Origin of the sequence: Natrinema salaciae, from assembly GCF_900110865.1 — an archaeon.
GTDB lineage: Archaea > Halobacteriota > Halobacteria > Halobacteriales > Natrialbaceae > Natrinema > Natrinema salaciae.
The window spans coordinates 257,239-280,688 of the sequence record NZ_FOFD01000005.1 but is presented as its reverse complement, the minus strand read 5'-3'; the positions used below and the strand labels follow the sequence as shown (position 1 = coordinate 280,688).

At 58.7% G+C, this 23,450-nt stretch carries 26 protein-coding genes and 6 pseudogenes; 21 read left to right on the top strand and 11 right to left on the bottom strand.

Features of this window, described 5'->3' with window-relative positions; translation table 11 throughout:
- Window positions 1-183: 183 nt before the first annotated feature.
- Window positions 184-600: a CoA-binding protein gene (locus tag BMX07_RS18055; protein WP_090620555.1), complete on the top strand. Its 417-nt coding sequence runs from the start codon at window positions 184-186 to the stop codon at window positions 598-600.
- Window positions 601-629: 29 nt separating this feature from the next.
- On the opposite strand, the gene BMX07_RS18050 is transcribed toward BMX07_RS18055, so the two are convergent.
- Window positions 630-1,097, bottom strand: a complete 468-nt coding sequence (locus BMX07_RS18050; RefSeq protein ID WP_090620553.1) for a cupin domain-containing protein — start codon at window positions 1,095-1,097, stop codon at window positions 630-632.
- On the opposite strand from BMX07_RS18050, the pseudogene BMX07_RS25800 reads away from it, so the two are divergent.
- Window positions 1,085-1,168 (top strand): annotated as a pseudogene (locus tag BMX07_RS25800) (DUF7559 family protein); the annotation flags it as partial. The gene BMX07_RS18050 and the pseudogene BMX07_RS25800 overlap by 13 nt on opposite strands.
- Before the next feature lie 65 nt (window positions 1,169-1,233).
- Here BMX07_RS25800 and BMX07_RS25705 read toward each other — a convergent pair.
- Window positions 1,234-2,493, bottom strand: coding sequence for a plasmid stabilization protein (locus BMX07_RS25705; protein ID WP_175480182.1), 1,260 nt, complete (start codon window positions 2,491-2,493; stop codon window positions 1,234-1,236).
- A gap of 91 nt (window positions 2,494-2,584) precedes the next feature.
- The gene (locus BMX07_RS25245; RefSeq protein ID WP_245742154.1) at window positions 2,585-2,800 is read right to left on the bottom strand and encodes a putative ATP-dependent zinc protease; all 216 of its coding nucleotides are present in this window, start codon (window positions 2,798-2,800) and stop codon (window positions 2,585-2,587) included.
- A 211-nt stretch (window positions 2,801-3,011) separates the two neighbouring features.
- On the opposite strand from BMX07_RS25245, the gene BMX07_RS18035 reads away from it, so the two are divergent.
- The 6 genes from BMX07_RS18035 (at window position 3,012) to BMX07_RS18010 (ending at window position 8,994) form a co-directional block, all read left to right on the top strand.
- A complete protein-coding gene (locus BMX07_RS18035) occupies window positions 3,012-4,094 on the top strand; it encodes a DUF3179 domain-containing protein (RefSeq protein WP_090620551.1) in 1,083 nt (360 codons plus the stop codon).
- Window positions 4,091-4,693, top strand: coding sequence for a hypothetical protein (locus BMX07_RS18030; protein WP_090620549.1), 603 nt, complete (start codon window positions 4,091-4,093; stop codon window positions 4,691-4,693). Before BMX07_RS18035 ends, BMX07_RS18030 begins: the two co-directional genes overlap by 4 nt.
- Before the next feature lie 109 nt (window positions 4,694-4,802).
- Entirely contained in the window at window positions 4,803-5,783 is a 981-nt protein-coding gene (locus BMX07_RS18025) for a prenyltransferase (protein ID WP_245742153.1), read from the top strand.
- A 125-nt stretch (window positions 5,784-5,908) separates the two neighbouring features.
- Entirely contained in the window at window positions 5,909-6,703 is a 795-nt protein-coding gene (locus BMX07_RS18020) for a DUF547 domain-containing protein (protein ID WP_090620545.1), read from the top strand.
- Window positions 6,704-7,062: 359 nt separating this feature from the next.
- A complete protein-coding gene (locus BMX07_RS18015; RefSeq protein WP_090620543.1) occupies window positions 7,063-8,424 on the top strand; it encodes a dihydrolipoyl dehydrogenase family protein in 1,362 nt (453 codons plus the stop codon).
- A gap of 54 nt (window positions 8,425-8,478) precedes the next feature.
- Window positions 8,479-8,994 (top strand): hypothetical protein, encoded by a 516-nt coding sequence (locus BMX07_RS18010; RefSeq protein ID WP_090620541.1) that lies wholly within the window; start codon window positions 8,479-8,481, stop codon window positions 8,992-8,994.
- 21 nt (window positions 8,995-9,015) lie between these two features.
- Here BMX07_RS18010 and BMX07_RS18005 read toward each other — a convergent pair whose 3' ends face one another.
- The 5 genes from BMX07_RS18005 to BMX07_RS17985 form a co-directional block, all read right to left on the bottom strand.
- A complete protein-coding gene (locus tag BMX07_RS18005) occupies window positions 9,016-9,585 on the bottom strand; it encodes a carboxymuconolactone decarboxylase family protein (RefSeq protein WP_090620538.1) in 570 nt (189 codons plus the stop codon).
- 14 nt (window positions 9,586-9,599) lie between these two features.
- Window positions 9,600-10,637, bottom strand: coding sequence for a patatin-like phospholipase family protein (locus BMX07_RS18000; RefSeq protein WP_090620535.1), 1,038 nt, complete (start codon window positions 10,635-10,637; stop codon window positions 9,600-9,602).
- Window positions 10,630-11,490, bottom strand: a complete 861-nt coding sequence (locus tag BMX07_RS17995) for an SDR family oxidoreductase (RefSeq protein ID WP_090620721.1) — start codon at window positions 11,488-11,490, stop codon at window positions 10,630-10,632. Before BMX07_RS17995 ends, BMX07_RS18000 begins: the two co-directional genes overlap by 8 nt.
- Before the next feature lie 151 nt (window positions 11,491-11,641).
- Complete coding sequence (locus tag BMX07_RS17990) at window positions 11,642-12,634, bottom strand: sulfite exporter TauE/SafE family protein (RefSeq protein ID WP_090620533.1); 993 nt, start codon at window positions 12,632-12,634, stop codon at window positions 11,642-11,644.
- Window positions 12,635-12,810: 176 nt separating this feature from the next.
- The gene (locus BMX07_RS17985) at window positions 12,811-13,284 is read right to left on the bottom strand and encodes a hypothetical protein (RefSeq protein WP_245742152.1); all 474 of its coding nucleotides are present in this window, start codon (window positions 13,282-13,284) and stop codon (window positions 12,811-12,813) included.
- 250 nt (window positions 13,285-13,534) lie between these two features.
- Here BMX07_RS17985 and BMX07_RS17980 point away from each other — a divergent pair, with 250 nt between their 5' ends.
- From BMX07_RS17980 to BMX07_RS25700, 7 genes and pseudogenes are all read left to right on the top strand, one after another.
- Window positions 13,535-14,029 carry a redoxin domain-containing protein gene (locus tag BMX07_RS17980; RefSeq protein WP_090620528.1) on the top strand — a complete coding sequence of 165 codons (495 nt, stop codon included), beginning with the start codon at window positions 13,535-13,537 and terminating at the stop codon, window positions 14,027-14,029.
- A gap of 139 nt (window positions 14,030-14,168) precedes the next feature.
- Window positions 14,169-14,507 carry a thioredoxin family protein gene (locus BMX07_RS17975; protein ID WP_090620526.1) on the top strand — a complete coding sequence of 113 codons (339 nt, stop codon included), beginning with the start codon at window positions 14,169-14,171 and terminating at the stop codon, window positions 14,505-14,507.
- A gap of 82 nt (window positions 14,508-14,589) precedes the next feature.
- A complete protein-coding gene (locus BMX07_RS17970) occupies window positions 14,590-15,288 on the top strand; it encodes a DUF63 family protein (RefSeq protein ID WP_139210953.1) in 699 nt (232 codons plus the stop codon).
- Window positions 15,289-15,755: 467 nt separating this feature from the next.
- Window positions 15,756-16,259, top strand: a complete 504-nt coding sequence (locus BMX07_RS17965) for a peroxiredoxin family protein (RefSeq protein WP_090620522.1) — start codon at window positions 15,756-15,758, stop codon at window positions 16,257-16,259.
- Between the two features lie 200 nt (window positions 16,260-16,459).
- On the top strand, window positions 16,460-16,672 hold the full coding sequence (locus tag BMX07_RS17960) for a helix-turn-helix domain-containing protein (RefSeq protein WP_342708181.1): 213 nt from the start codon (window positions 16,460-16,462) through the stop codon (window positions 16,670-16,672).
- 93 nt (window positions 16,673-16,765) lie between these two features.
- Window positions 16,766-17,486: pseudogene (locus BMX07_RS17955) on the top strand (hypothetical protein); the annotation flags it as partial.
- Window positions 17,486-17,614 (top strand): annotated as a pseudogene (locus tag BMX07_RS25700) (ParA family protein); the annotation flags it as partial. The pseudogenes BMX07_RS17955 and BMX07_RS25700, both read left to right, overlap by 1 nt.
- Before the next feature lie 43 nt (window positions 17,615-17,657).
- Here BMX07_RS25700 and BMX07_RS17950 read toward each other — a convergent pair.
- Window positions 17,658-18,392: an aspartate/glutamate racemase family protein gene (locus BMX07_RS17950; protein ID WP_090620518.1), complete on the bottom strand. Its 735-nt coding sequence runs from the start codon at window positions 18,390-18,392 to the stop codon at window positions 17,658-17,660.
- Between the two features lie 183 nt (window positions 18,393-18,575).
- Window positions 18,576-19,292: a helix-turn-helix domain-containing protein gene (locus BMX07_RS17945; protein WP_090620516.1), complete on the bottom strand. Its 717-nt coding sequence runs from the start codon at window positions 19,290-19,292 to the stop codon at window positions 18,576-18,578.
- A 584-nt stretch (window positions 19,293-19,876) separates the two neighbouring features.
- Between BMX07_RS17945 and BMX07_RS17940 the strand changes: the two genes are divergently transcribed.
- The 4 genes and pseudogenes from BMX07_RS17940 (at window position 19,877) to BMX07_RS17930 (ending at window position 21,754) form a co-directional block, all read left to right on the top strand.
- On the top strand, window positions 19,877-20,236 hold the full coding sequence (locus BMX07_RS17940) for a MarR family transcriptional regulator (RefSeq protein WP_090620514.1): 360 nt from the start codon (window positions 19,877-19,879) through the stop codon (window positions 20,234-20,236).
- Window positions 20,233-20,358: pseudogene (locus tag BMX07_RS25695) on the top strand (PemK-like protein); the annotation flags it as partial. The gene BMX07_RS17940 and the pseudogene BMX07_RS25695, both read left to right, overlap by 4 nt.
- Window positions 20,353-20,484, top strand: a pseudogene (locus BMX07_RS24625) (DNA-binding protein); the annotation flags it as partial. The pseudogenes BMX07_RS25695 and BMX07_RS24625, both read left to right, overlap by 6 nt.
- Window positions 20,485-20,701: 217 nt before the next feature.
- Window positions 20,702-21,754 carry a M23 family metallopeptidase gene (locus BMX07_RS17930; protein WP_139210951.1) on the top strand — a complete coding sequence of 351 codons (1,053 nt, stop codon included), beginning with the start codon at window positions 20,702-20,704 and terminating at the stop codon, window positions 21,752-21,754.
- A 24-nt stretch (window positions 21,755-21,778) separates the two neighbouring features.
- On the opposite strand, the gene BMX07_RS24620 is transcribed toward BMX07_RS17930, so the two are convergent.
- Window positions 21,779-21,928: a hypothetical protein gene (locus BMX07_RS24620; protein ID WP_175480181.1), complete on the bottom strand. Its 150-nt coding sequence runs from the start codon at window positions 21,926-21,928 to the stop codon at window positions 21,779-21,781.
- Window positions 21,929-22,058: 130 nt separating this feature from the next.
- On the opposite strand from BMX07_RS24620, the gene BMX07_RS25235 reads away from it, so the two are divergent.
- Both BMX07_RS25235 and BMX07_RS25230 read left to right on the top strand, forming a co-directional pair.
- The gene (locus BMX07_RS25235) at window positions 22,059-22,922 is read left to right on the top strand and encodes a winged helix-turn-helix domain-containing protein (RefSeq protein WP_139210949.1); all 864 of its coding nucleotides are present in this window, start codon (window positions 22,059-22,061) and stop codon (window positions 22,920-22,922) included.
- 27 nt (window positions 22,923-22,949) lie between these two features.
- Window positions 22,950-23,273: pseudogene (locus BMX07_RS25230) on the top strand (hypothetical protein); the annotation flags it as partial.
- Between the last annotated feature and the right edge of the window lie 177 nt (window positions 23,274-23,450).

The following is a 23,450-nucleotide window of genomic DNA, read 5'->3' as shown; positions in this document are numbered from 1 at the left end:
CGTGACTGGAGTTACCGCCGAAGGGATGCGCGAGATCGATCGAGTCGCCGTCAACGAGTACGGATTGTCCCTGCATAAGCGTGGGGGAAGCATCGACAAATGGTCTGGCCCGATGTGAGGAACTCCGTTGAATCGGATTCGTCGCGAGAATAACCTTTTCATAGGCGAAACCGTACGAATCATATGCCTGTTGAGACAGACACCGAAGTCCGAAACAGACTCGAACACAAAACAGTCGCTGTCGTCGGCTGCTCGTCAACGCCGGGAAAGGACGCCCACGAAATCCCGAAAGATCTTCAAGCACAGGGCGACGAAACCATCCCGGTCAATCCCACCGCAGATGAGATTCTGGGACGATCTGCCTACGATTCACTCTCCGACGTCGAGGAGGAGATCGAGATCGTGGACGTCTTTCGGCCAAGTCCCGAAGTTGCTGGGATCGTCGACGAAGCTCTCGCCCGCGACGACGTAGATGTCATTTGGCTCCAGCTCGGCATTCACGACGACGAGGCCGTTGCTAGGGCGGAAGCGGCTGGTCTGCGCGTCGTCCAAGACCGGTGTATGAAACCCGAGCACCAGCGACTGGTCGCCTCAGCGTAATGTCCGGGGTTGTGTTGAGAGATGCAGTCCTAATCGAACCGTCCTGTCTTGTTGCCGCATTCTAAACATCGGGTGATTTTGGCCTGGCCATCCTGGGCTCGTTCGACTGTATTGGGCGTACGCTCGCCGCAGGCATCACAATCGCGGAGAATTTCTGAGCCGCTCGTTTCTTGTGGTGCACCGATTGCTAAGGCGACTACCCGCTCGTCAGCCCTGTTGATACCCTGCTGGTACTCACCGGGCGCGAACCGAACGACGTCCCCTGCTGTAACAACGACTTCGCCGTCCTCCGTTTCGAAGGTGACCCGTCCCTCCTGAATAACGAAGAGTTCCTCTTGGTTTTCGTGCATATGATACCCATATACGAAACTATCTCCCGGTGCCAGTTCGTAGTAATTGAGTGCCACGTTGGCGGCGTTGATTGCGTCAGTCAGAGGCCGCTTGACCGTCGCCGAGTCGATTCGTTCATCGATAGCCTGCGACGATTGAAATTGCATGTGAGAACGGTGATTGTGAAATAGATATGGCCGAACTCCACTACACGTACGATATGCCCGAGGCCGTCAGTTCAGGAGAGGGAATGCCGACTCCTCTGTCTCATCAGTTGAGCGCCAAGTCGAATACGTACCGGTATTAGCTATCCGGCGGAGAATCGGAGTGACCTGGCCGACCGCGACCCTGATAGAAGTCTCCACCCCACTGCCCGATCCAGATGTCCTGGTTAGCAAGATAGAGGGACCATTCGGTGTCGAATCGGTCGTCAGTCACAGTCCATTCGTCTGCGCTGGAGTCGTACTCAACCGCAGCGTTGTAGACGGCCGCTTGACCGTATTCGCCGCCAGCCTCGGGCGGCAATGGGAGTGTGTACTCGGCGTCCTCACTCCTGGACTGTGGACGCTCAGCACGCTGCAGTCGTCCACGATTGAAGGTCTGATTGAAGAACTGGGCGAACGTGTCCTTGACGCCGTTCATCTCGAGAACGGCATCGGCGGCGTTGAGCCCGCCGGTGATATCGCCAGCATCTCGTGCGGTAATTGCATACGTGCTCGCGCTCGCTCCGGATTTGAACGTTCCCGCGTCGCTATCCCAGAGTTCGTCGAGCATGTATCCGAGCACAGTCTCGGCGGTGTCGGAACGATCAACACCATCGAGCTCGGACGCCCACAGTAGCCCCTGCCCAACGATACCTTGTGTCGCAGCCTGATTTACGGCCCCGTTTTCGACCATTCCGTTACCGTCGAGGTTGCTGTCGACCCGATCGGCAAGCTCGTTCGCGTATTCGACAGCGTTCGACTGCAACCGATCGCTGCCGGCGTGAGTACCGTACCATCCGACCGCTCCGAGCGTCTGACCGAGTTGCCGTGTCGACTGGCTCGCGACGTCTGCCGGTGAGAACTGAGAGGCAGTCGACTGGAACATTCCATCGGCGAGCTGCTGAATTTTCCCCGCCGGAATGAGCGGTTCTGGGTTCTCGTACCCGAACCAGCCACCCTGAGAGAGGCCGACCATTTCCGAAAGGAACCAGAGCATCGCCGAGTGGTGGTGTACTCGGGGCGTCGGATCGACGACTTCCGGGCCGCCGGGCCTGAATCCTGAAATCAGCTGCAACGAGTCACCATCGGCGGTCAGAGAACCGTTTTCTTCTGGTCCACCAGCGATGAGTCCCGCATTGATCCCGATCTGTGCGAGCGTCGAGAGCAGTTCCGAGCGAAACTCCGCCGCGAGAGCCGCCGGCAGAATGGCGAAGTGCGCCTCGAAGTTTTTCGCCCACGTAACGCCTTTGAGATGCGTCCACGCCAGCGAAGAGGGGCTGACCACACCGGAGGATATGAGTAGCGGCTGGTTGGCACAGCCCGGAGTCTTCTTGTTCGACCGCGAGAGCGGACGGTTCACACCGAGAGAGCAGGGAGTCTGCGAACCTTAATATCCCAAGGCTTGGGATTCCGCCGGCTTTAGCCGGAGGAGGATGCCAATCTTCGACGGTTCAGCTAATATCGAGCGTGTGTGCCTCCGGAACGTTTCGGGCGAGAAGGGCTGGATAGGTCATCTCCGAACGATCGGTGATACTGGCCGTGACCGTTCGCCACCGGCCGTTCAGACAGAGGTCGATATCGACGAGCGGTCTCGTCTCCGTGCGAACGTACAGGAGTTCGTCGCCCAAGAGCGGTATCTGCCGATCTACGAGCGAGATCTCAATCATGCTTTTCCAGGGAAACAGAACAGTACCAGTTCGAATCGGATCGCCCAATGGATCTACCGCAATTTCACCGACCCTGCGACTTCGGGCTCGTTCTCAGGACTCGTATTACTAATTGGTGAACACGCAAATGACCACCAGTCCGGAAACCGTCTGTGCAGTCGTCCCACACGACCGATAGCCCGTTATTAGGGAACAGATCGTCCCTGTATGTATGCGAGACAGGCTCCACAGGCGATCGACTACTCGGCGTAACTTCATCGGTGCGGTCGGGGCTGTCGGTTTCGCCGCTCTGGCGGGTTGTCTCGACCGCGGATCGAGCACTGAGGGCGATCCGAGCGCCGGTCCACCGACAGTTGAGCGGTCCCTTCCAGAAGAATACACGACCGAGGAGCTCAACGATGCGATTCTCTCCGGTGGTCCGGGGCAAGATGGAATTCCGTCCATCGATGACCCACAATTCACTTCCTCAGACGATCCACCGGCGAATCTGGCCCCCGGTGATCCAGTATTCGGCGTCGAGCTGAACGGCGAAGCGAAGGCCTACCCGCAGTACAATCTCGTCTGGCACGAGGTCGCGAACGACGTCGTCGGCGGGGAGTCAGTCGCAGTGACGTACTGTCCCCTGACCGGAACTACACAGGGATTCTACCGCGGTGAGAGCGAATTCGGCGTCTCTGGTCGACTGATCAACAGCAACCTCGTCATGTTCGACCGCGGGACGGAGACGTGGTGGCCCCAGATACTTGCACAGGGTATCCGCGGCCCGCTCGAGGGGACGTCCCTCGAGGAATTTCAGGTCATTTGGACGACGTGGGAGCGGTGGCGCAAACAGTATCCGGATACGGTCGTACTCACGGAAGATACCGGCCACCTCCGTAATTACGGCGACGACCCCTACGGGGGGTACAATCCTCGAAGCGGATACTATGACAACGAGAATACGCTATTCAGGCCGCTGGCGACTGACGACCGATTCTACCCGAAGGCGGTCGTCGTCGGAGCACGGAACGCTGACGGTGCCATGGCCGTCCCCAAGTCGACGTTACGCGAGCGGGGAGTCGTCGACGGGACGATGAGTGATGTGCCGTACGTAACCGTCTACGACGAGACGCTCGACACGGGCCATGTGTATCACAATCCCGATAAAAAGACAGTCGAGTACAATGACGGCGACCTCACCGTCGACGGAGCCGAATCCGCTCCGGACGAACTGCCCCTCGAGCGCGAGCTCGGATTCGACGCGATGTGGTTCGCCTGGTATGGGTACTATCCGTCGACGGTGGTCCACGAATGAGCATCGTCAGTCGATTCGACATGGATCCGAAAAGACGGATCAACGAGACGCTGATCACGACGCTGCTCGTCTTTCGCCGTCGCGACTCGATGGCGATCGCAGCCGTCATCGCGATCGGCTATCTCGCAGCCTTTCTCTGGGTCGTCGGTGACCTCGCGTTTCGACCCGACGTGGCGACGAACCTGATCGTGGTCGACGATCCGCTGGTCCGAATGTTCGAGCGGACTGGCCCGGCGTCCTTCGAACCCGTCGCGCTCCTCGACACTGGGATCGTTCGAATTCTGGTGTCGCCAGTCAACGTCGCGATCGGGCTCCTGATCGCTGGACTCGTCGGCGTCAACCTCGGTCTGACCTACCTCGCGGTCGTGCAGCCGGCGGCCTGTGGGATCAGCGCAGGATCCGGCCTGTTCGCGTCGTTGCCCGCACTGCTGTCCGGCACGGTCTGCTGTGGACCCGTCGTCCTGATCGCTCTCGGTATTCAGGCGAGCAGCCTCCTGCTGACGATGTTCACGTGGCTGTTGCCGCTGGGGATCGTTCTGATGCTCCTGAGCCCAGTGTACGTCGCCGGCAAGATCGATGTCGCCGGGACAACGGCATGAGCGCCTGGCTGGGAGTCGATTCGCATTGAACTCGGGGACAGAGCGCGCCACTTTCGAGAACTGGTCTCTCCCCCCCAAGACTACTGTTGATCAGGACATGGCTCGTGATGTGAATCTCGCAGATACCGTCTCGGGTTCGAGTTCGGCGATCATCGATCGTGTCCCGAGACTCTGGGCGCTCTGGGCGGCCGCTCGCCCGAGTCAGCTCGCACTCATCGTGCTGGTCTACGCTCTCGGGGTCGGAATGGCGACTGCAGGGCCACCGCTGATCGCGAGCGATCCGGAGACACCCGTCGACGTGAGGTCTCCCGCGTTCCTCGAGCCGGTTCTGGCTGGGGCAATCGCACTGTTCCCTGTCGCAGTTGCGATCCACTACGCCAACGAGTACGTCGACGCCGAGACGGATGCGCTGACGGATCGAACACCGTTTTCCGGCGGCAGCGGTGCGCTCGTCCAGACCGGCCTGCCGCGATCGTTCCTGCGCCCGGCAGTGATCGGTTCGGTCGCGGTCGCGTCGGTCGTGGTGCTGAGTATCGGCGGTTCTACCGGACTTCCGCGCGATGCAGTTGCGCTTCTCGTAACGATGTTCGGTCTCGGGTTGGCGTATTCGTTACCGCCGATCGCGTTCGTTCGGCGGGGCGTCGGAGAAGCGATAAACGCAGTGCTTGGTGGAGTGTTGCTCCCGCTGTACGGTGTCGCTGTCGTCGCATCCCCGACGGGTGCTGCGGCACTGGCAGTCGTCCCGTTCACGCTGTTGGTCGGCTGTAATCTCTTCGCAACGCATTGGCCGGACAGAGTCGCGGATGCGACGGTCGGCAAACGGACGCTCGCTGTCCGGTGGTCGCCAGCACGGATCAGGCGCGCCTTTGCCATCCTTGCCAGTACTGCTGTGACCGCCGCCGCCGTGCTGTGGGCTGTCGGCGTGTTCCCAGCTATCGTCGCGTTAGCTCATCTCGTCCCGACCCCGTTTCTCCTCTGGAGCGGGATCGTACTGACGCGCCAACGCTCGCCGCTCCCGGCGGTCCTCGCGATGGTCGTTCTCGCCGTCTCCGAAACGATCGCATGGTGGTGGATCGGTGTCGTGTCATGAATCGTCACAGCGCTTGATTCGAGGCGTCCGCCTCGTCCTGCTGCAGCTAGCAACTCCCCGAGCGCTTACCCGGACTTCGTCCCGAACCGCACAACCGTTTTGTACCGCGACTGGTGTGTTTACGTATGGTAGACTCGTCCAAACCGGACGCGAACGAGGATTCTGGAAGCCCTACCCCGTCCAGAGAGGGGCCCACCGAGACGGAGCACGGCGGGTCACCATCAGCGGAACTACTGCCGACGACCACCGCTCGTCGCCTGTTGGAGTGTGTCAGAGACGAGGAACCGCCCGACCCGTTTCTGCATCGCATCGCTGAGGCCAGTACCGATGACCTCGCTCGAGTTCGGACTGATCGACGAGCTGGCCTCGCGTTCTGGCTCAACGTCTTCAACGCAGCAACGCAGCTTTTGCTCGAACACCGGCCGACACTCTTCGAATCGCGCGTGCGGTTCTTTCGTACACGTGCAGTGACCGTCGCGGGCACCGAACTCAGTCTCGACGATATCGAACACGGCGTTCTCCGCGACAGGCGGTCGAAATACGGTCTCGGATATCTTCCGCGGCTCGAGCGCACGGGACTGGACGGGTCCTATCAGCTCGAGGTTGATCCTCGGATCCACTTCGCACTCAATTGTGGCGCTGCGAGCTGTCCAGCTGTCCTCGCGTACGACCCGAAGACTGTCGACGAAACGCTCGACATTGCGACGCGATCGTATCTGGATCAGACAGTCGAATACGATTCCGACAGCAATCGTGTACGAGTTCCACGGACATGCCTCTGGTTCATCGGTGACTTCGGCGGTCGGGCTGGCCTCCGCCAGCTATTGCGAGAGTTCGATCAGATCCCCCCAAATTCGTCGCCATCACTCCGGTTTGCGGACTACGATTGGACGAAAACGCCACGGAAATTCGACTCGTAGTGGTCGACGAGTTCGTCGAACGCGTCGTGACGCCCTCTTCGAAACCTCGTCGAGCCCGGTACGTGATTTCGATCCGCGGTAAAAACGACGTACTTCTGCGGTCCAGATCGATCGCGAATCACTCCTGATAATGGAATCAATCTGTTACCGTCCCATCAATCGTGTCTCGTTTCGGCGGTCATTCGTTACTGATACACAAGCAACAAACATTCATATGTCTGTAAAGCAGTCCGGGACCAGGACGACAGAACGTGGAACGATACGTCTCGGACCACACGTGAAACCGATCCTGTCGATCGTGTTTCGGAACTGAACACCCCCGATCGTTATTTATAATCGTTCGTCGTCTTTCCCCCTGAATGACCGATTTCGATCTCATCGTCGTCGGTGGTGGCACCGCCAACAACGTCGCCGCGGCAGCAGCGGATCACGGCCTCGAGACGGCGCTCGTCGAGCCCGGACCGCTCGGTGGAACCTGCCTCAATCGAGGCTGTAATCCGTCGAAGATGGTTATCCAGGCTGCGGACGCGATCAACCACGTCAGAGACGCGGAAGCGTTCCATGTCGACGCGAGCTTCGAGGGAGTCGACTGGGAAACCGTCGTCGGCGAGATGGACGAGCTACTTGGCGGAATCGCCGCGGATATGAAACAGCGATACCGGGAGAGAGATCACCTCACGCTCTTCGAGGAACGAACCGAATTCGTCGACGAACGAACAGTCGAACTCGATGGGCAGGACGTGACCGCGAACAAGGTCGTCGTTGCGACCGGTAGCCGCCCCGTCGTGCCGCCGATCGATGGCCTCGACGAAGTCGACTACCTGACGAGCAAGGAGGCGCTGTACCTGACAGATCCGCCGGAAAGCCTCGTCATCCTCGGTGGCGGCTACATCGCCGTCGAACTCGGGTACGTCTTCGAATCGATCGGAACTGACGTCACTATTATCGAGATGATGGACTCGCTCGTTCCCCGTGAGGACGGCGACGTCTCCGCGACGTTCACCGAACTCGCGAGCGAGCGACACGACGTGTACACCGGTCACCGCGTCACGGCGGTCGAAGCGGTGGACGATGGGAACCGCGTTCATGCCGAAACCGAGAGCGGTGAGACGATCGCCGTCGACGGCGAGGAAGTCCTCGTCGCACTGGGTCGACGGCCGAACACAGACTCGTTGAACCTCGAGACTGCCGGGATCGGAGTCGACGAACGAGGCTTCGTCGAGACGAACGAGTACCTCGAGACGTCCGCCGAGAACGTGTGGGCCCAGGGTGACGTCGCCGGAAACGCGCTGTTCAAGCACTCCGGCGACTACGAGACGCGCCACGTGATCGACAACGTCGTCGGCGACGATCGGCGGGCACTCGATCTCACCGCGATGCCACACACGATCTTCACCGAGCCCCAGATCGCCGGCGTCGGCGCCACTACGGAAGAACTCGAGGAAGACGGACGCGAGTACGTCGTCGGCCGCGCCGACTACGCCGACTCCGCGATGGGGCGGGCAAAGAAACTCGAGGACGGCTTCGTCAAGGTGCTCGCGAGCCCCGATGGCGAGATCCTGGGCTGTCACGTCATGGGGTACGAGGCGTCGATGCTAGTACACGAGGCGGTCGTGGCGATGCGAACCGGCGTTACCGTCGACGAAGTGGCGAACACGATCCACGCCCACCCGACGCTGGGCAAGGTCGTCGAGGCGGCGTTCCGGGACATCCCGAGATAGCTCGAGACGGCGGCACACCGAGGACGTTTCCGTCACTGGCGTGAAGCAGAAACTATGAAAAGCGATCCGTTGCCCTCGAGACGACAGCTCCTCGGTGGGCTGGCAGGCGTACTCGTGTCGGGGTTACTGGCTGGCTGTAGCGACAGTTCGGATTCGACTGACGATGCGTCGCCGGGATCGGACGCCGAGCCGGAGACGGATCTCGATCTCCGAGAGGCGAACGTCGTCGAGGTGGCGTTCGAGGGCGACAGCGATGCGTATACGTTCGACGTGACGCTCCATCACGACGACGAGGGAGAAGACGGGTTCGCGAACTGGTGGCAAGTCGAGCGTCTCGACGGGACGCGACTGGGACGGCGCGAGTTACGCCACGCACACGCTCAGCAACCGTTCACGCGCTCGGAGACGATCGGGGTTCCCGACGACGTGACCTGCGTGGTCGTCCGAGGCCACGATCGGACACACGGGTACGGCGGGCAACTGATGCTCGTGAATCTCGAATCCACTGCGACGCAGTCGGTGAATCAGGGGTCCGATCCTCGGCCCATCGACGAAACTGACTGTCCCTGAGACGGGATTCGGGTCGCCAGTCTACGACGATTCTTCGTTGAAGAGCCGTATGACAGTCTCGTCGTCCGGAATCCATCCGACGAACTCGCCCCCTTCGAAGGGCAGATCGACGGACGCGATGTAATTACACAGGCCGACGTAGAAATCGATCAACAGCCCGGCTGCGACGATTTCCGCCGGGGAATACGCTTCAGCGAGCGCGTCGTGAATCTGATCGGTTACCGTTCCGGATTCGACGGCTCGAGCGTACTGGAGCAGGACGAACTCGCTGTCGTCGAACGACGAGAAGTCACCGCCGCCGATCGCTCGCATCTCCTCGACGGTGATGCCCTTGTCGCGAGCGATATCGACGTGTTGGTGCCACTCGTAGCGGGCACCGCGCGCTCGAGCGACGGTGAGAATGACCAGCTCCGTTCGCCGCTGGCCGAGCTGGTCGTAGAGCGTGTTCAGGTACTCCAGGGTTGCCTCGAGTACCGCAGGATTGTGCGCCCATGCACGAAAGATGTGGCGGTCGCCGAGGTATTCGTCGGTGAACAGGTGGTGGTACTCTTCGGAGATGTCGTCCAGTTCGAGCAGTGGGAGTCGTGACATTGTCTTCTGGTTGGTTACTGAGCCGATGGTTTGTGTCGTGGCTCCGCGGTGACGTAATTGCTTTCGTCGAGCTCGCTGCTCTTGAGAAACGAAGTCGCCTGCTCCTCTCCCAGAGCCATCAGTTCCTGAATAAACGACGGGCGGCGGTCGACTTTCGTCGAACAGTGGTACGATTTGCCCATCGATAGCCGTCGGATTGCAGTCTTCGAAAAGTCGCTCTCGGGGAGGTGTCCCGCGTCGATCCACTCGTTGACTCGTCGAATAACGTTCAGTTCCTGATTCAACGAGATGTTGCCCGCCAGTTCGTTACGGCGATCGGCGATCTCCGCGAGCGAGGTGGGTTCGCCCTCGGTCTCCTGGGGGTTGATTTGGATGACCCAGAGCTCATCGGGCTTGCGATCGGCATCGACGGTCATGAGGTCGTCGATCGGCGGGTTCTGCGAGAAGAGCCCGTCCCAGTGGCGGTGCCCGTCGATCTCGACGGCCTCGAAGAGCGTCGGAACGGCGGCCGACGCGAGCACTGCGTCCGTCGTCACCTGCTCGTCGACGAACGTCTCGAAGACGCCCGCGTTGATGTCGACAGTCCCGACGACGAGTTCCGGTGCCTCTCTATCACAGTAGTCCGGGATCGCCTCGAATTCGATATGCCGTTCGAGGGTATCTCTGATTTCGTCTTTCCCCGCCTCGGAACCAGGGATAGCGTACGGACTGATCTGCGGCATCGGAACGCCCGTGCTTCCGAGCCGGGACAGTCCGACGACGAAATCATTCGCGAATCGGTCCGAGAGGTCGGATGCCGACAGATCCTCCCAGATCGCGTCGAGGAGTTCGATCGCCCTGTCCTCGTCGGCCGTGACCAGTCCGTACCACGCCGCGAGTGCATTGAAAGCACCACCGGAGGTTCCGCTGATCCCGACCAGTTCGTACTCGTCGGGCCAGTCGCGGAGGAGCCGTTTCAATACGCCTGCGGTAAACGCCGTGTGGCTGCCGCCACCCTGACAGGCGATGGCGACCCTCGTCGGGGCGTCTCCGTCGTCAGCGGTCTCACTCATAGGTCGTGGTGTACCCGCCGTCCCAGAGCAAGTCGGCGCCGTTGAGGTGTTTCGCGTGGCTCGAGAAGCCGAAGACGAACAGGTTCGCGACTTCGGCAGGCGTCATCATCTCTTTGGTGCGGGCTTGGCCAAGCATCACGTCCTCGATCACTTCCCGCTCGGAGATACCGCGTTCGTCGGCCGTGTCCTCGATCTGATCGACCATCAGCGGTGTCAGCACGTACCCGACGCTCACGGAGAACCCCCGAAGCGTCCCACCGCCTTCGGCCGCGATCGCTCGAGTGAGTCCAGCGAGTCCGTGTTTCAGCGTGATGTACGCCGGTTTGTTCTGCGTCGCGTAGTGACCGTGTACCGAGGACATGTTCCCGATGGCGCCGACGCCGTCGTCCGTCGCCTCGATATGTGGCATGACCCGCTTTGAAAGCAAAAACGGTGACCGAAGCATGAGGTCGTGCATGAAATCGTACTTTTCCATTGGAAACTCCGAGAACGAGGCGATGTGTTGCATTCCCGCGATATTCGCGGCGTAGCGTACCGTCCCGAGATCGGCGGCCTCGTCGACGGCCGCCGCGACGGCATCGTCGTCGGTCAGATCTTCCTCGACTGGAACGATGCGCCCGTCGGCATCGAACGACGCCGCCATGTCGGCGGTTTCCGCGAGCCCTTGCTCGTCGATGTCGACGGCGGCGACGGTCAGTCCGTTGCTCGCGAGGGCGATGCTCGTGGCCTGACCGATCCCTGATCCACCGCCAGTGACGATTGCGACGGTATCCGCTGTGAAACGGTCGTCCGGAATGCGAACGAAGTCGTCGGGCGAAAGCTCCGGTGGTGTCAATTCGGTTTCACTGCTCATCATAGACCCGTACTTCGAGAGTCATTATATAACTCACTCGGTCAGGCACCGACAGTACACGGCGCCGAAATAATTATATTCTCATTCATTTCGGAGGCGCATCAGAGAGCGGTGCCGGTCGTCGATCCTGTCCGCCACGACTAGCAGTTTCTTACAACAAGAACGTCGTTACGAGGACGATTCCACCGACGAGTCCGAAGATAACGCCGAGACCTGCCGCCATCACGTCACTCGGAACGTATTTCCCCACGCGAGTGCCGACCGTCCCCCCGATCAGGACCCCCGGAATCGACCAGGCGACGACGTACCAGACAGGGGTCGCGCTCAGTGCGTGGATAGCCGCTCCGGCGACGGCGGCCACGGCGAGGACGAACACCGAGGTTGCGATCGCGACTCGAGGCGGAACGCGACACCGGATGACGAGCTGTGTCGTGACGATTTCCGGCAGTCCAGCGCTGATGAGTCCAGTTATGAACCCGCCGATCGTCGCCAGTGCCACGCCGGGAAGTCGCCAGCAGGTGTCGAACACGTATCGCTCGCCGTCGGCGGCCTCGACGACCGTCTTGCCTCGGCCTGCGTTCTTTTTCGCCAGATATCGTCCTTCGCTCTCGCCGGGAACGCATTTCTCCGGCGGTTCGTAATAAAAGAGGAACCCACCGAGAATGACCAATCCGACGCCGAAGATGCCCCGCAAAACCGCTTCTGGTGCGTACTGCGCGGCAAACGCGCCGACGACGATGGACGGAACGGCACCGAGCAGGAGCCACTTAGCCGTCGCGTAGTCCACGAGCCCCTGTTTGACGTACGATCGAAGGCCGTTCCCCATCCCGAAGACCTCCGTCAGGAGTCCGGCACCGATCGCCTGTGCGGGCTGTAGCCCGACGACCAGCAGGAAGAACGGACTGAAAAAGAGAGCCCCCGAAACGCCCGAGGCGAGCGCAACTATCGAAAAGACGATTGACGCAGGAAAAACCCACCAGTGCGCGAGAAACGCCTCCGTCGGGAACGATGCAGGTAGTGTCTGTGTGACTACCGAGTCCTCGAAGGACGCCGCTGCAACCCCGATCGAGTCAGCGAGGAGCAGGAAGCCGACCGAGAGCCCGACACTGCCCAGGATGACCCGTTTGGGAGACACACTACTCATTCGAGTACCGGCTGTGAATTCGGGGTGTGATCTCTATACGACGTGAGCGACGTGAAGCTGGCCTCGCATTCGAACGGTAGCAGTCGTGTCATGTAACTGGATACGGATTTACTGAGTCAGTGTGCCTATGGATCGATGGCTGTAAGAATCTGTTCGTCGTTACGTGTGAAATTTACTCAGGCAACGATACCGGACCCCAAAACGGCACCGAGGACGATCCCGTAACTGGCGTGGACAGTGCCGAACATCACCATCGTATCGCGGTCGGCCTCCATTCCGAGCACCATTCGCATCCAGAACATCATCCCAACGATCATGAGAACCATCCCGTAGACGAGTCCCAGGCCCGCCGCGACGACGAGCGAGTCGAAATTCAAACCGACTAGGGGGACCCCCAGAGCGAAGACGACACCGGCACCGACGCCGTAGAGCATGTGCAAGAGCATCCCCGGCATCTCGTACTCCGCGGGCTCTCCGCCCGCTGTTTTCGCGACGAGTCCGGCCGTCGGCGGCGGCCCGCCGTCACCCATTCTCATCATTCCCATCGTCATGACAATCGTTGCAATTACGCCGCCAACGAGTCCAGCAAGTATTGATACCATACACCGACAGAAGAACAGGGAAAAAGAATACCTTCCGCGGTAGTGCATTTCGACTACATATCCGATTTCACCGTGCTACAATACTGATCGAAACGATTTCTACACTGGTCGATATAGTAGCTACTGAAACGAGTTACACACTATTGACAACGCGGCCATGCAATCAGGTGTGTAATGGTTTTCAGCTGCATCGATAGCCGGTGACGGATTCGATTTGTCTTTCGATAGCCGCGAGCGTTCGCGTCGAGGAAGGCATCGGGACCTAACGATTTTGTTGTAACAACTCCTCGAGTGAGGTATGGAAAGGCAAATACCGGATTTTTCGCTCCCGAACGTGGCGGCAGGACCGGACCCGTTCTCCCTATCTGCCCTCCCCGACGACGTCGAATTCGTCGTGCTGTTCCTTCAGCGGGACTACTACTGTACGAACTGCCGCGACCAGGTACAGGAGCTCGCCGACCGGATCGAGGCCTTTCACGATCGGGACGCCGAAGTCGTCTCGGTCGTCCCCGAACCGGTCGATCGCGTCGAAGAGTGGCAGTCCCGGTACGACCTCCCCTATCCACTCCTCGCGGATCCTGACACTGCGGTCGGTGACGCCTACGACCAGCCCGTTCGGTTCGGAATCCTCGGCAAGTTCAGCGATTTCTTCGGGCGAATGCCCGTAGTCGTCATTATCGACCGTCGGACCAGCGAGCCGACGCTCGTCTCCGCCCACCGGGGACGGTCGACGTTTGATCGACCCGAAATCAACGAGCTACTGTTGGAGCTTGACGAACTCCGGGCTGCCTGAGTGGTGCCACGATGGATATTTCGTGTCTCTGAAGCGGGGCCCGAAGATCGAAAACGCTTCCAAGAGCCGATAACTCACACGTAACTCCCTTACCGGACGGTTCGCTTACAGTTAAGATGGAATAAGACAGGTATTCGATATGGCTGAACGAACGGAACCGACCGATACGGTGACGGGAATTATCGAACTCGAGGCAGAATCCGAATTTGATAATCTCATGACAAGCGAGGACCGAGTACTCGTCGATTTTTATGCGGACTGGTGTGGTCCGTGTCAGATGATGGAACCGACGATGGAAGCAATTTCGAAAACGGTCGATGCCCCCGTGGTCAAAGTGGACACCGATACGTTCCCACAAATCGCTGCCCGCTTCGACGTGAGTTCGATTCCAACTGTTATCGGATTCGATCAGGAAGTTCCTGCTGGCCGCCTTATCGGAATGCAAGATGCGGAAGCGATACGACAGCTCGTCGACTGATCAGTTGTGACCCAGTCGCCGAGAGAATTCACCCGAAGACCGATCCGGAACAACGATCAGAGTGGGTTCGAGACATGAGTTCGTGAGCGGGCATGGATACGGTCCCTCGTTCGTTCCGTGGATGGTCGCTGTAGCGATGCTTTCGACTGGGTCGAGAATCGGTTTCGGGCACACGTTCGCGGGGAGCACTCTATACGTGGTACTTGGCGCTGGTGTTGCAGTCGTATCGACACTTTCTCGATCGCTTCGATCCGATCGTATCCCGATCACTCCACCGACAGTAATCATGACTTCCGGTGTTTTGCTCGTAATTGCGGCAGCGAGTTCCCTCTCTCGGTCGATAGGTGGACCCGCGTCTCTATTCTGGCCCACGATTTCGATCGGCGCAGCAGTATTGCTCACGTTCGGGGTCTGGGCGCTCCTCGAGCGACGCCGTCCAGCGGTTACGAGACGGACGGGACTTGCCGGTGGTATCCTGCTGTTCGGACAGCTACTGGATGCGATTACGACGATAATCGGAATCGATATTCTCGGGTTCTACGAACAGGTTACACTCTCTCGACTGCTCATTAACGTGACAGCGTCTCTCCCAGTTACACCGTTTCTCGGAACGACCTGGCTGTTCGTCCTCCTGAAAGGTGGATTGACCGTCGGTATCGTGGTCTGGACCGGAACCGCTCACGATCTCACGTCGTTCGAACGGCAGATGATACTCAGTATCGCCACTGCCACGGGACTGATTCCGGCAGTCAATAATCTCGTGCTTCAGTTACTTTCCTAATATTACGGCGGAGAGGCGATTCGACGGAACGGACGAGCGATCGAGTTTTGACGAAAGGGGGGCGGCACATCACTACTGGAGCGATTCATGACGATTGTCTCTGTCTAGCGGTTACGAACTGGTAATCCGCTAACCAACCGGTTAGATTGTAATATATATCCTTGCAGTACAACATATAGACTGGAGGCACCGTGACCCGCGCTCCATGCGATCGTAACCACCACCCTGCTTCGGACTCGAGACCGATCACACCACCCGTGTATCGGACCCTATCGCTACCCTGGGACAAAGCGATGGGACGATCTGAAAGAGGATAACAGGGCGGTTCGCGATCACCATTGCACACCACCAGTACGGAGCCTCCACATCCCACAGAAAGAATGGGATCTCTGAGAGATCCTCGAGCGATCTGTTAGAGCCGACACCTCCGGACAGCGCTCACCCAAAATACGGTTATACCCTACCCCATGCCCGAACTTACAGATTTCGAACTTCCGAACGCCACAACGGGACCAGATCCGTTTCAATTGAGCGAATATGCATCAAATTCTGAACGAGACGCAATCGTTCTGCTGTTTCAGCGGGACTATCACTGCCCGAAGTGTCGAGAGCAAGTCCAGAAAATCGCCTCGAGATACGACGAATTCGAATCGCGTCAAGCCGACGTAGTTTCGATCCTCCCCGAACCGCTCGAACGAGCACGCCAGTGGAACGAGCAGTACGAGATTCCGTTTCCGCTACTGGCTGACGAATCGAAGACGACGAGTGATCAATACGATCAGCCGACCCGGTTCGGTGTCTTTGGCTCGCTTCACGACATGGTCGGGCGAATGCCCGAAGCGATCCTCATCGACGCAACCGGTGAACAGCCGTCGATCGAATATGTCCATCGCGGCAAAATGCCAGCCGACCGACCGACCGTCGACGATCTTCTCGACCGCATCGACGGGCTTGTGCCCACACGAGTATGATGGGCTCACGATCGTACAGCGCCGTTCGGGTAGCCAGATATACAACGAAGCGGCATCGAATATAGCAGTAGTTAGTTCGAACTCACGGTCATGTACAAAAACTGCAGTACCGGTCAAAAAGAATGCATCCCTGTAATCAAGAAAACAGTATGACTCACAGCTCTGATCGACTCTACGAACTCCCCCCGAGCGCAAAACTCGTGTTCAAAGTGCTCGAAATCAACGGAACGATGACGCAGAGCCAGATTGCAACCAAATCGCGGCTGAGTAAACGGACAGTCCGGCAAGCACTCGATAATCTTCGTGACGCTGATACCCTCGACGAACGCGTTTCGCTCCGCGATGCGAGAAAATCGCTCTATTCGATCCCCGAATCGAGAGAGACCGACACGCTGGCAAACGCCAGCGATTAGATTTGTTCTCCATAACCACCTACAGGGTCGTTCGAGAGACACCGTCTAGTTAGCGCGGTTTGAGAAACGAGCAGGTCGTAGAATTGGTTTGGCATGCAACTCGCAGACCTGCTCAGCGAGTGCTGCGCGGCAGAATTTGATGAATGTTGGGAGGGTGAGCGGACGGCGAACACCCTGACAGGTGTCGCCATCCGTCTTCACGCGACCGGTTTTTCATTTCGAAGGACACAAGTGATTCTTTGCTTGGTCGGCGGAGAACGGACTAATAAAAAATTTTACACTGGGTACATCGGCTAGCTGACAGCGTTCCAGACCCGCCGACGTTCACGAGAGCTTTGCTCTCGTGCGGCCCATCAGAACGTGGAGCGCTCTGCGGACGGCGAAGCCGTCGTGAATCGCAATTAATAAGACTACTGTCAAGATTAACGGCGACTAGTCTTGGGAGTATACCACAATAAACATAGATTCACAGATCATTCTCGATGTCGCAGAGTTCGGACGACGAGACACCGATCCAGCTGCTGTGTTCTTCCATCGAATGACCGAGAAACACGGTCTCTCCAACACCGTGTTTCTCGTTGATAACTATCGCTATCTGACTTCCCTCTCTCGATTAGGGTTGAGCGGTCACCTCGGCTACGTCGATCGAAACCAGATCGAAAAGTGGTTTCATACCCTCAAAATGCGAATCGACCGCTTCCATAACTCATGGGTTGGCAGTCGAGCCAGTACCAGAGACTGGCTTGAACAGTTTGTCCACTACTATAGCACACAGCGACCGCACCAGTCATTCAGCGGACAGGCGCCAATGGAAATCGGCAGCGTGACTACGAGATCGAGACGCTTGCACAGGACGATCGGATCGCTCGCTACCTCGAGGACGAAGCCGACGTCAAAGCACCCAACCCGCCAGAACCCGGCACGCTCGAGGTGGATGCATGACCGGGTTCAAGGGTGGGAGATCGTCAGGGCTCGCCCTCAATCATCAGCGCCCATCGTCGATACCGGTCGTTTCTCCGAGACTGAGCTCGATAGCCCGCTCGACGTGAAGTGCAGTCGTATCGAACATCGGAATTTCCGGCCGATCGGCCTGTTCGACCAGCAGGTCAATCTCGGTACATCCGAGCACGATTCCCGCTGCACCCTCGCTGACCATGGTATCGATTTCCGCGAGATACCGCTCCCGAGCGTCCGCTCGAACGACACCTTTCGTAAGCTCCTCAAAAATTATCGTATCCACCGCTTCGCGAGCCGCCGGCCCGGGGACCACGACGTCGATGCCGTGCTCAGCGAATCGCTCCCGATAGAACGATTGCTCCATGGTCGCCCGGGTGCCGAGTACCCCGACAGTCTCGACACCCGATTCGAGGATGGCGTCTGCCGTCACATCGACGATATGGACGAACGGGATGGAAAGTGATTGAGTAATCTCGGGTGCGACCTTGTGCATCGTATTCGTCGCCATGACGACGAAGTCGGCACCCCCCGCCTCTAGTCCCTGGGCCGCTTCGACCAGATATTCGCCTGCTGACTCCCAGGCGTCGGTCCGAATGAACCGTTCGATGTCGCCGAAATTTACACTCCGAACTAACAGGTCACCATCGTTGTGTCCACCGACGGCCTCGTTGATGCCTTCGTCTATGCGACGATAGTATTCGATGGTCGATTGGCTACTCATCCCGCCGAGAACGCCGATGGTTTGAGGTTCGATAGCAGTCATTGACTCACCACTCGTTCGCATGTTCCCGGGGAGGACCCGCTCACTCACGCGTACGATTCGGGTTGGCGGGACCCGTGGGACCGGGACACGTCGAACAGATCATCGACAACCCCCATGGCTGCCATCCTCACATAGAAGGGTGTGGACGGAACAGATGGATGAGGATAGAATACGAGCCAGCACTTAGTGGCCATCACCGAGCAACTTCGCTTCGGCGTTGCGTAAATGCTCGAGAAACGTCGCTTTCGAGACGTCGAGTTCGGTCGCCAGGTCCTGTACAGACACGGCCCGCGGCCACTCGTAGTATCCCCGCTTTCGAGCCACCGTGAGCGCTTCGCGTTGACGGGGAGTAAGCTCCTGCTGACGATGACGAGATGTTACTGGCGATGGAGATGACGCTGGAGAGAGGCGTGTAAGGGTAATGTCTGCGTCACGTTCCTTCCGGATATCATCCAGCGTCCGCTCGAACGACGACCGCGTCGTATAGACCAGCAGCTCCCACGTTTCGAGCCCGTTTTCGATTCGATAGGAACTGTTCAGCACGAAGCCCTGAGAGAGAAATGCAGCGCCCATTCCCTCGGTGGCATCGTACTCGATGAACACGTCCTGTGCCGTCCGGCCGATTAGTGACTGCCGGCCGTAATGAGGTACGGCGTCCTCAACTTGTCTGATGGTCCTGATGAACGGTGACTCGTATGCCACGTCGATTGCTTGCTCGACGTGTTCCCTGGAATCACCATAGATTGTGCACCGTTCGTATCCAGACCTTCCGTCGACCGCGGCACCGTGACCGACGAGTCCACTTCCGACTTCGTCCGTCGAAGCGATTCCCCAACACTCGGGATGCCAAATGTCGAGCGTCACTTCGAGCAATTCTCGTTCCTGATCGGAATCGGTCATTGGTAGCACATAGAGATATCGGATCAAAAGCCCTCTGGACGGGCCGAAGATCGAATCCCAATTAGCGTCACCTCGTTCAGGTTATCGATCTCCTGCTAGTACCTGCACCATGATCGTTGAGCTGAAAGAGAAGGTACGCGAGGTGGACACCAGTTAGGCTACTAGCAGTCGTCAGTATTGTTGATCCTGCGTGTGCTCGCTCTCGAATAGTCTCGATCGAGTCACTCAGTCTTTTTGTCGGATCTGAAGCCGATGCCGCTATGGGGAATACCCCTTCAATGTCGACGGGAAAGTCCGTCGGAAGACTCGGATATTCCGCGGCAGACCGGCTCGTGAAATCGCCGGTTATCAGTAGATGAGGAGATTCTGAACCATCGTGGAACTGGAGGACGAAGCCCGCTGCACCAGGTGCGTGGCACTGTAGTTCCGGAGGCCCGGCGAGGTACTGAGCGCGCAACCTCGAGGAGCAGTTTATCATGCCGACCGAGTGAATGACAGAACCAGACCGGCCTTCAGACGTGAGTGTGATCCTCCTGTAACAAACACCCAAAACAGCTATGCAACCACGGTACCAACATTAGTTCATGTCGAGCGGCACCATCGATATCGACGAGTTCGAGAACGCCGACGACGATGAATTCGAGGACCGAAACGACACCGAGCGGATCGTGCTGTTCCTCGACGAGAACGACGACCGGGCGTGGAAGGCGGCGACGATCGCTACCCAACTCGAACTGGATACGGACGCCGTCAGTGCGATCCTCTCGCGACTGAAGGAACGGGGTCTTGTGCGGCACAAGCGCCCGTACTGGGCGATCACAGACAACGAGGACCGGCTTCGAGCAGCCTACCGGCTTCACCAGCACCACCAGACTGCAAACGAGCAGTACGGCGAGGAAAATCTCGAGGAGTTGAAAACTGACGAGATGGAGGAAGTTCGGTGACCGCGTTCGAGGAACTGGAACGCGGCGACATTATCTGGGGGACCGATCCGCTCTCGGACAAAGGTCGTCCGATGCTCGTTCTGGAAACACCTCGGTTCCCAAACCACGGTGTACACGTGGTGCGTGAAGGGGAGACGGTCAGGTTCCAGGCAGCAGCCAAGAACTGGTACAAAGGTCGGTGCTCACTCTCGCTGACCGGGTGGTCGCGGATCGAGTTCCCGGAGCGCGGTCGGTGGTGGGAAGAGTAGCCAGCTGACGCAGTCCTCTTTTTGTATACCGGACCGGTCCAGACCCCACCGCCACACCCTCCGCTCCGTGCTCACTTTGCTTCGCGCGCAGCCACGACCAGGAGGGCCTTTCAGGAGATACGCTCGTCGAGGGAATACAAGCACGGGAATGTGGTACTCCGTCTCGTGAGATCGGTTTCGCAAATCACTAATTGTGGAGCAGCGGTACTTGACCCATATGGCCGACCGGACGACAGGGGCCACAGAGTCATCAGATGGGCAGCGGTCCCTCTGGTCGCTCCCCCGTCGTGCCGTCCTCTGGATGGCTAATCTCAATTTCTGGGTGGTGTTCGGCGGATTCAGCGCGTCGGGATTGCTGGTGATGCGGACCGAGACGTTCGATTCCCTCGCACTAGTGTTTTTCCTCTTGGCTGGGATTCTGCCGGTGGTCTTCCAGACCATCGAGAGTGACGAAGAAGATGGGCATGGCTATGCCTACGAGACCAGCAGCGGTGAGAAAGTTAGGTACATAGTCTCGGCACTTGGCTGGAGTATTACACCCTGGGGGATTCTCACACAGGCGCTCCAATTCGGTGGTCAGTCGGTTGCGATGGTGCGCTACCGACGGCGCTATCCGAATCGAGAGCGTTACGTCCCCGAGACGGATTTAGCGCTCCCGTTCGACGGTCAGTGGACGGTCATCAACGGCGGCGTCACTGAGGCGACCTCACACTCGTGGATGCTCGTCGCACAACGCTACGCCTACGATTTCGTCATTACCGACGAGGACGGAGCGACCCACTCGGGCGACGGCATCGAACTTGCGGAGTACCATGTGTTTGGCAAGCCAATCCGTTCGCCCGCTGCCGGCACAGTCGTGAAAACAAAAGACTGTCTCCGAGATTATCCGCGACCGGGAGGCGGGTGGCTGGAGTGGCGAACCTGGGATATTCGTGGCAATCACGTCGTGATCAAGCACGCTGGCGACGAGTATAGCCTCCTGGCCCATCTCCGAGAAGGGAGTGTTTCTGTCTCTCCGGGCGATCACGTCGAGCGCGGTGAGGTCATTGGTGAATGTGGTAACTCAGGTCATTCCGGCGAACCCCACCTCCACTTCCAGCTCCAAGATCGCCCGAACTTCTGGACCGCTGCCAGCCTCGTCCCACGATTTCAAGAGGTCTCCGTACTACGTGAGGACGACCGCAGGAATACCCACGAGTTCTACCGATCAATGCGTGATGAACCAAGTAAGTATCTCTGGGCGGGAGATCACGTTTCAAATCGAGATTGAGAACGGGTCTGACCGGATAGATGGCTAGTTGACCGAGACCTCGTCGTCGCCTCGAAGCAACCAGTAGGCCGCCAAACCGAGCACTGCTTCGAGCGGTCCGACAAAGATCGCACCGAGAAAAAACAGAAAATACACGAGCATCCCGTAGTCATCAGGTTCAACTGTTTCTGACATGACGATTATTGATAGGACGAGTATAGTAGTAGCTGTTTTGCGAAGCCAGTTTCACGAGACACAGTCGCACACGAGGGAGGCATCGACGACGAGGCAGAACACCCATTGTGGACTCGAGTGAACAGCCAGTATGACAGATGATCGTGCAGAGCACCCGCCGATGCGAGAGGCGTTCTCGTTGCTCGGTCACGAGATCCGCCTGGAGATCCTAGCGGCACTGATCGACGAGTGGGTAGCGGCGTACACCGAACCCTGCACATACGCAGAGTTGATGGACGCCGTCGACATGCAGGACAGTGGGAAGTTCAACTACCACCTCGGGAAGCTCCGAGGGATATATGTCGAGAAGGTTGACGATGGATATGTGCCGACGGCGGCCACGACTGCGTTGTATCGAACGGTCCTCGCTTACCAGCCCAATCAAGATATCGACCGAACACGGTTCACGGTTGATTCGGCGTGTCCAAGCTGTGGCAGTGAGCCAGTCGGGACCTACGAACGAGGCTTCTTATCGGTCGACTGTGACTCCTGTGCGGAGTGGGTCGGGTTTTCGTACCCGTTCCCGAAGCACGGGTTCGAGAACCGAAGCGACGACGACGCCGTTCGCGTCGCCCACAGGCGCTGTAAACACCACGTCCAATTGGCGCACTCCGGCCAATGTCCGTTCTGCGCGGGGCCGACGACGTCCCAGATTCGAGCGGACGCCCTCGAGGAGGGGAACGAGCCTACGGTGACGATCGACTGCGACTCGTGTTCCTTTCGCGTCGGCCCCCGGATTCTGTTTCTCCTCTTGCTTGACCCGAGCGCAACGACGGCTCTGACCGACATCGGGATCGATATCGATCAGTACGAGTGGGAACTCCCGGACCCAAGAATACGAATTGTTTCCTCGAATCCGCTCCGTGTGCGGGTCGAGATCGATGGAGAGGAAAGAACAGCAGCAATCGTTATCGATGAGAGCCTCGACGTCTGCTCAGTTGTCATCGATCAGTAACCTCCTGATTGCTGGGAACGAACTGGGGACCCATACGAACGTGTGGAGACCCCGGACTCACGGCCGACGTTCGGCCTCGATAGTAGCGAAACCGATGGAATCGTCCTCGCGAACGCTCTCGCTGTCGACGGCTTCCTCACCGACGAGTTTGGCGGGACGAATTTCCCATTGATTTACGCAGTGTTGCAGGGGCCGCGCATCGTGCCGACGCCGCGTCTCATCTGTGACTACGCCCGAAACGGCCACATGACCAACGGGGAGGCGCGAACGCTGATTGCCGCGATCAGCCCACATCGAAGCTGGGACAACAGTCCGTACGTCACCCAGTTGCTGGCGCTTCTAGACGGGTAGCGTCACTACCTGTATGACGGAAGCTACGACAGAAAGCGGCTATCGTTCTCTTAATCGTCTCAGCGGGTCATCAATAACGAAAACGTTACCGCGAGTGTGTCTAACCGGGCAATAGCGTCCAGTACCGATTCCTCGACGGCGGCCGATGACGAAGTCCGCCAGCCGTACGAGGGATAC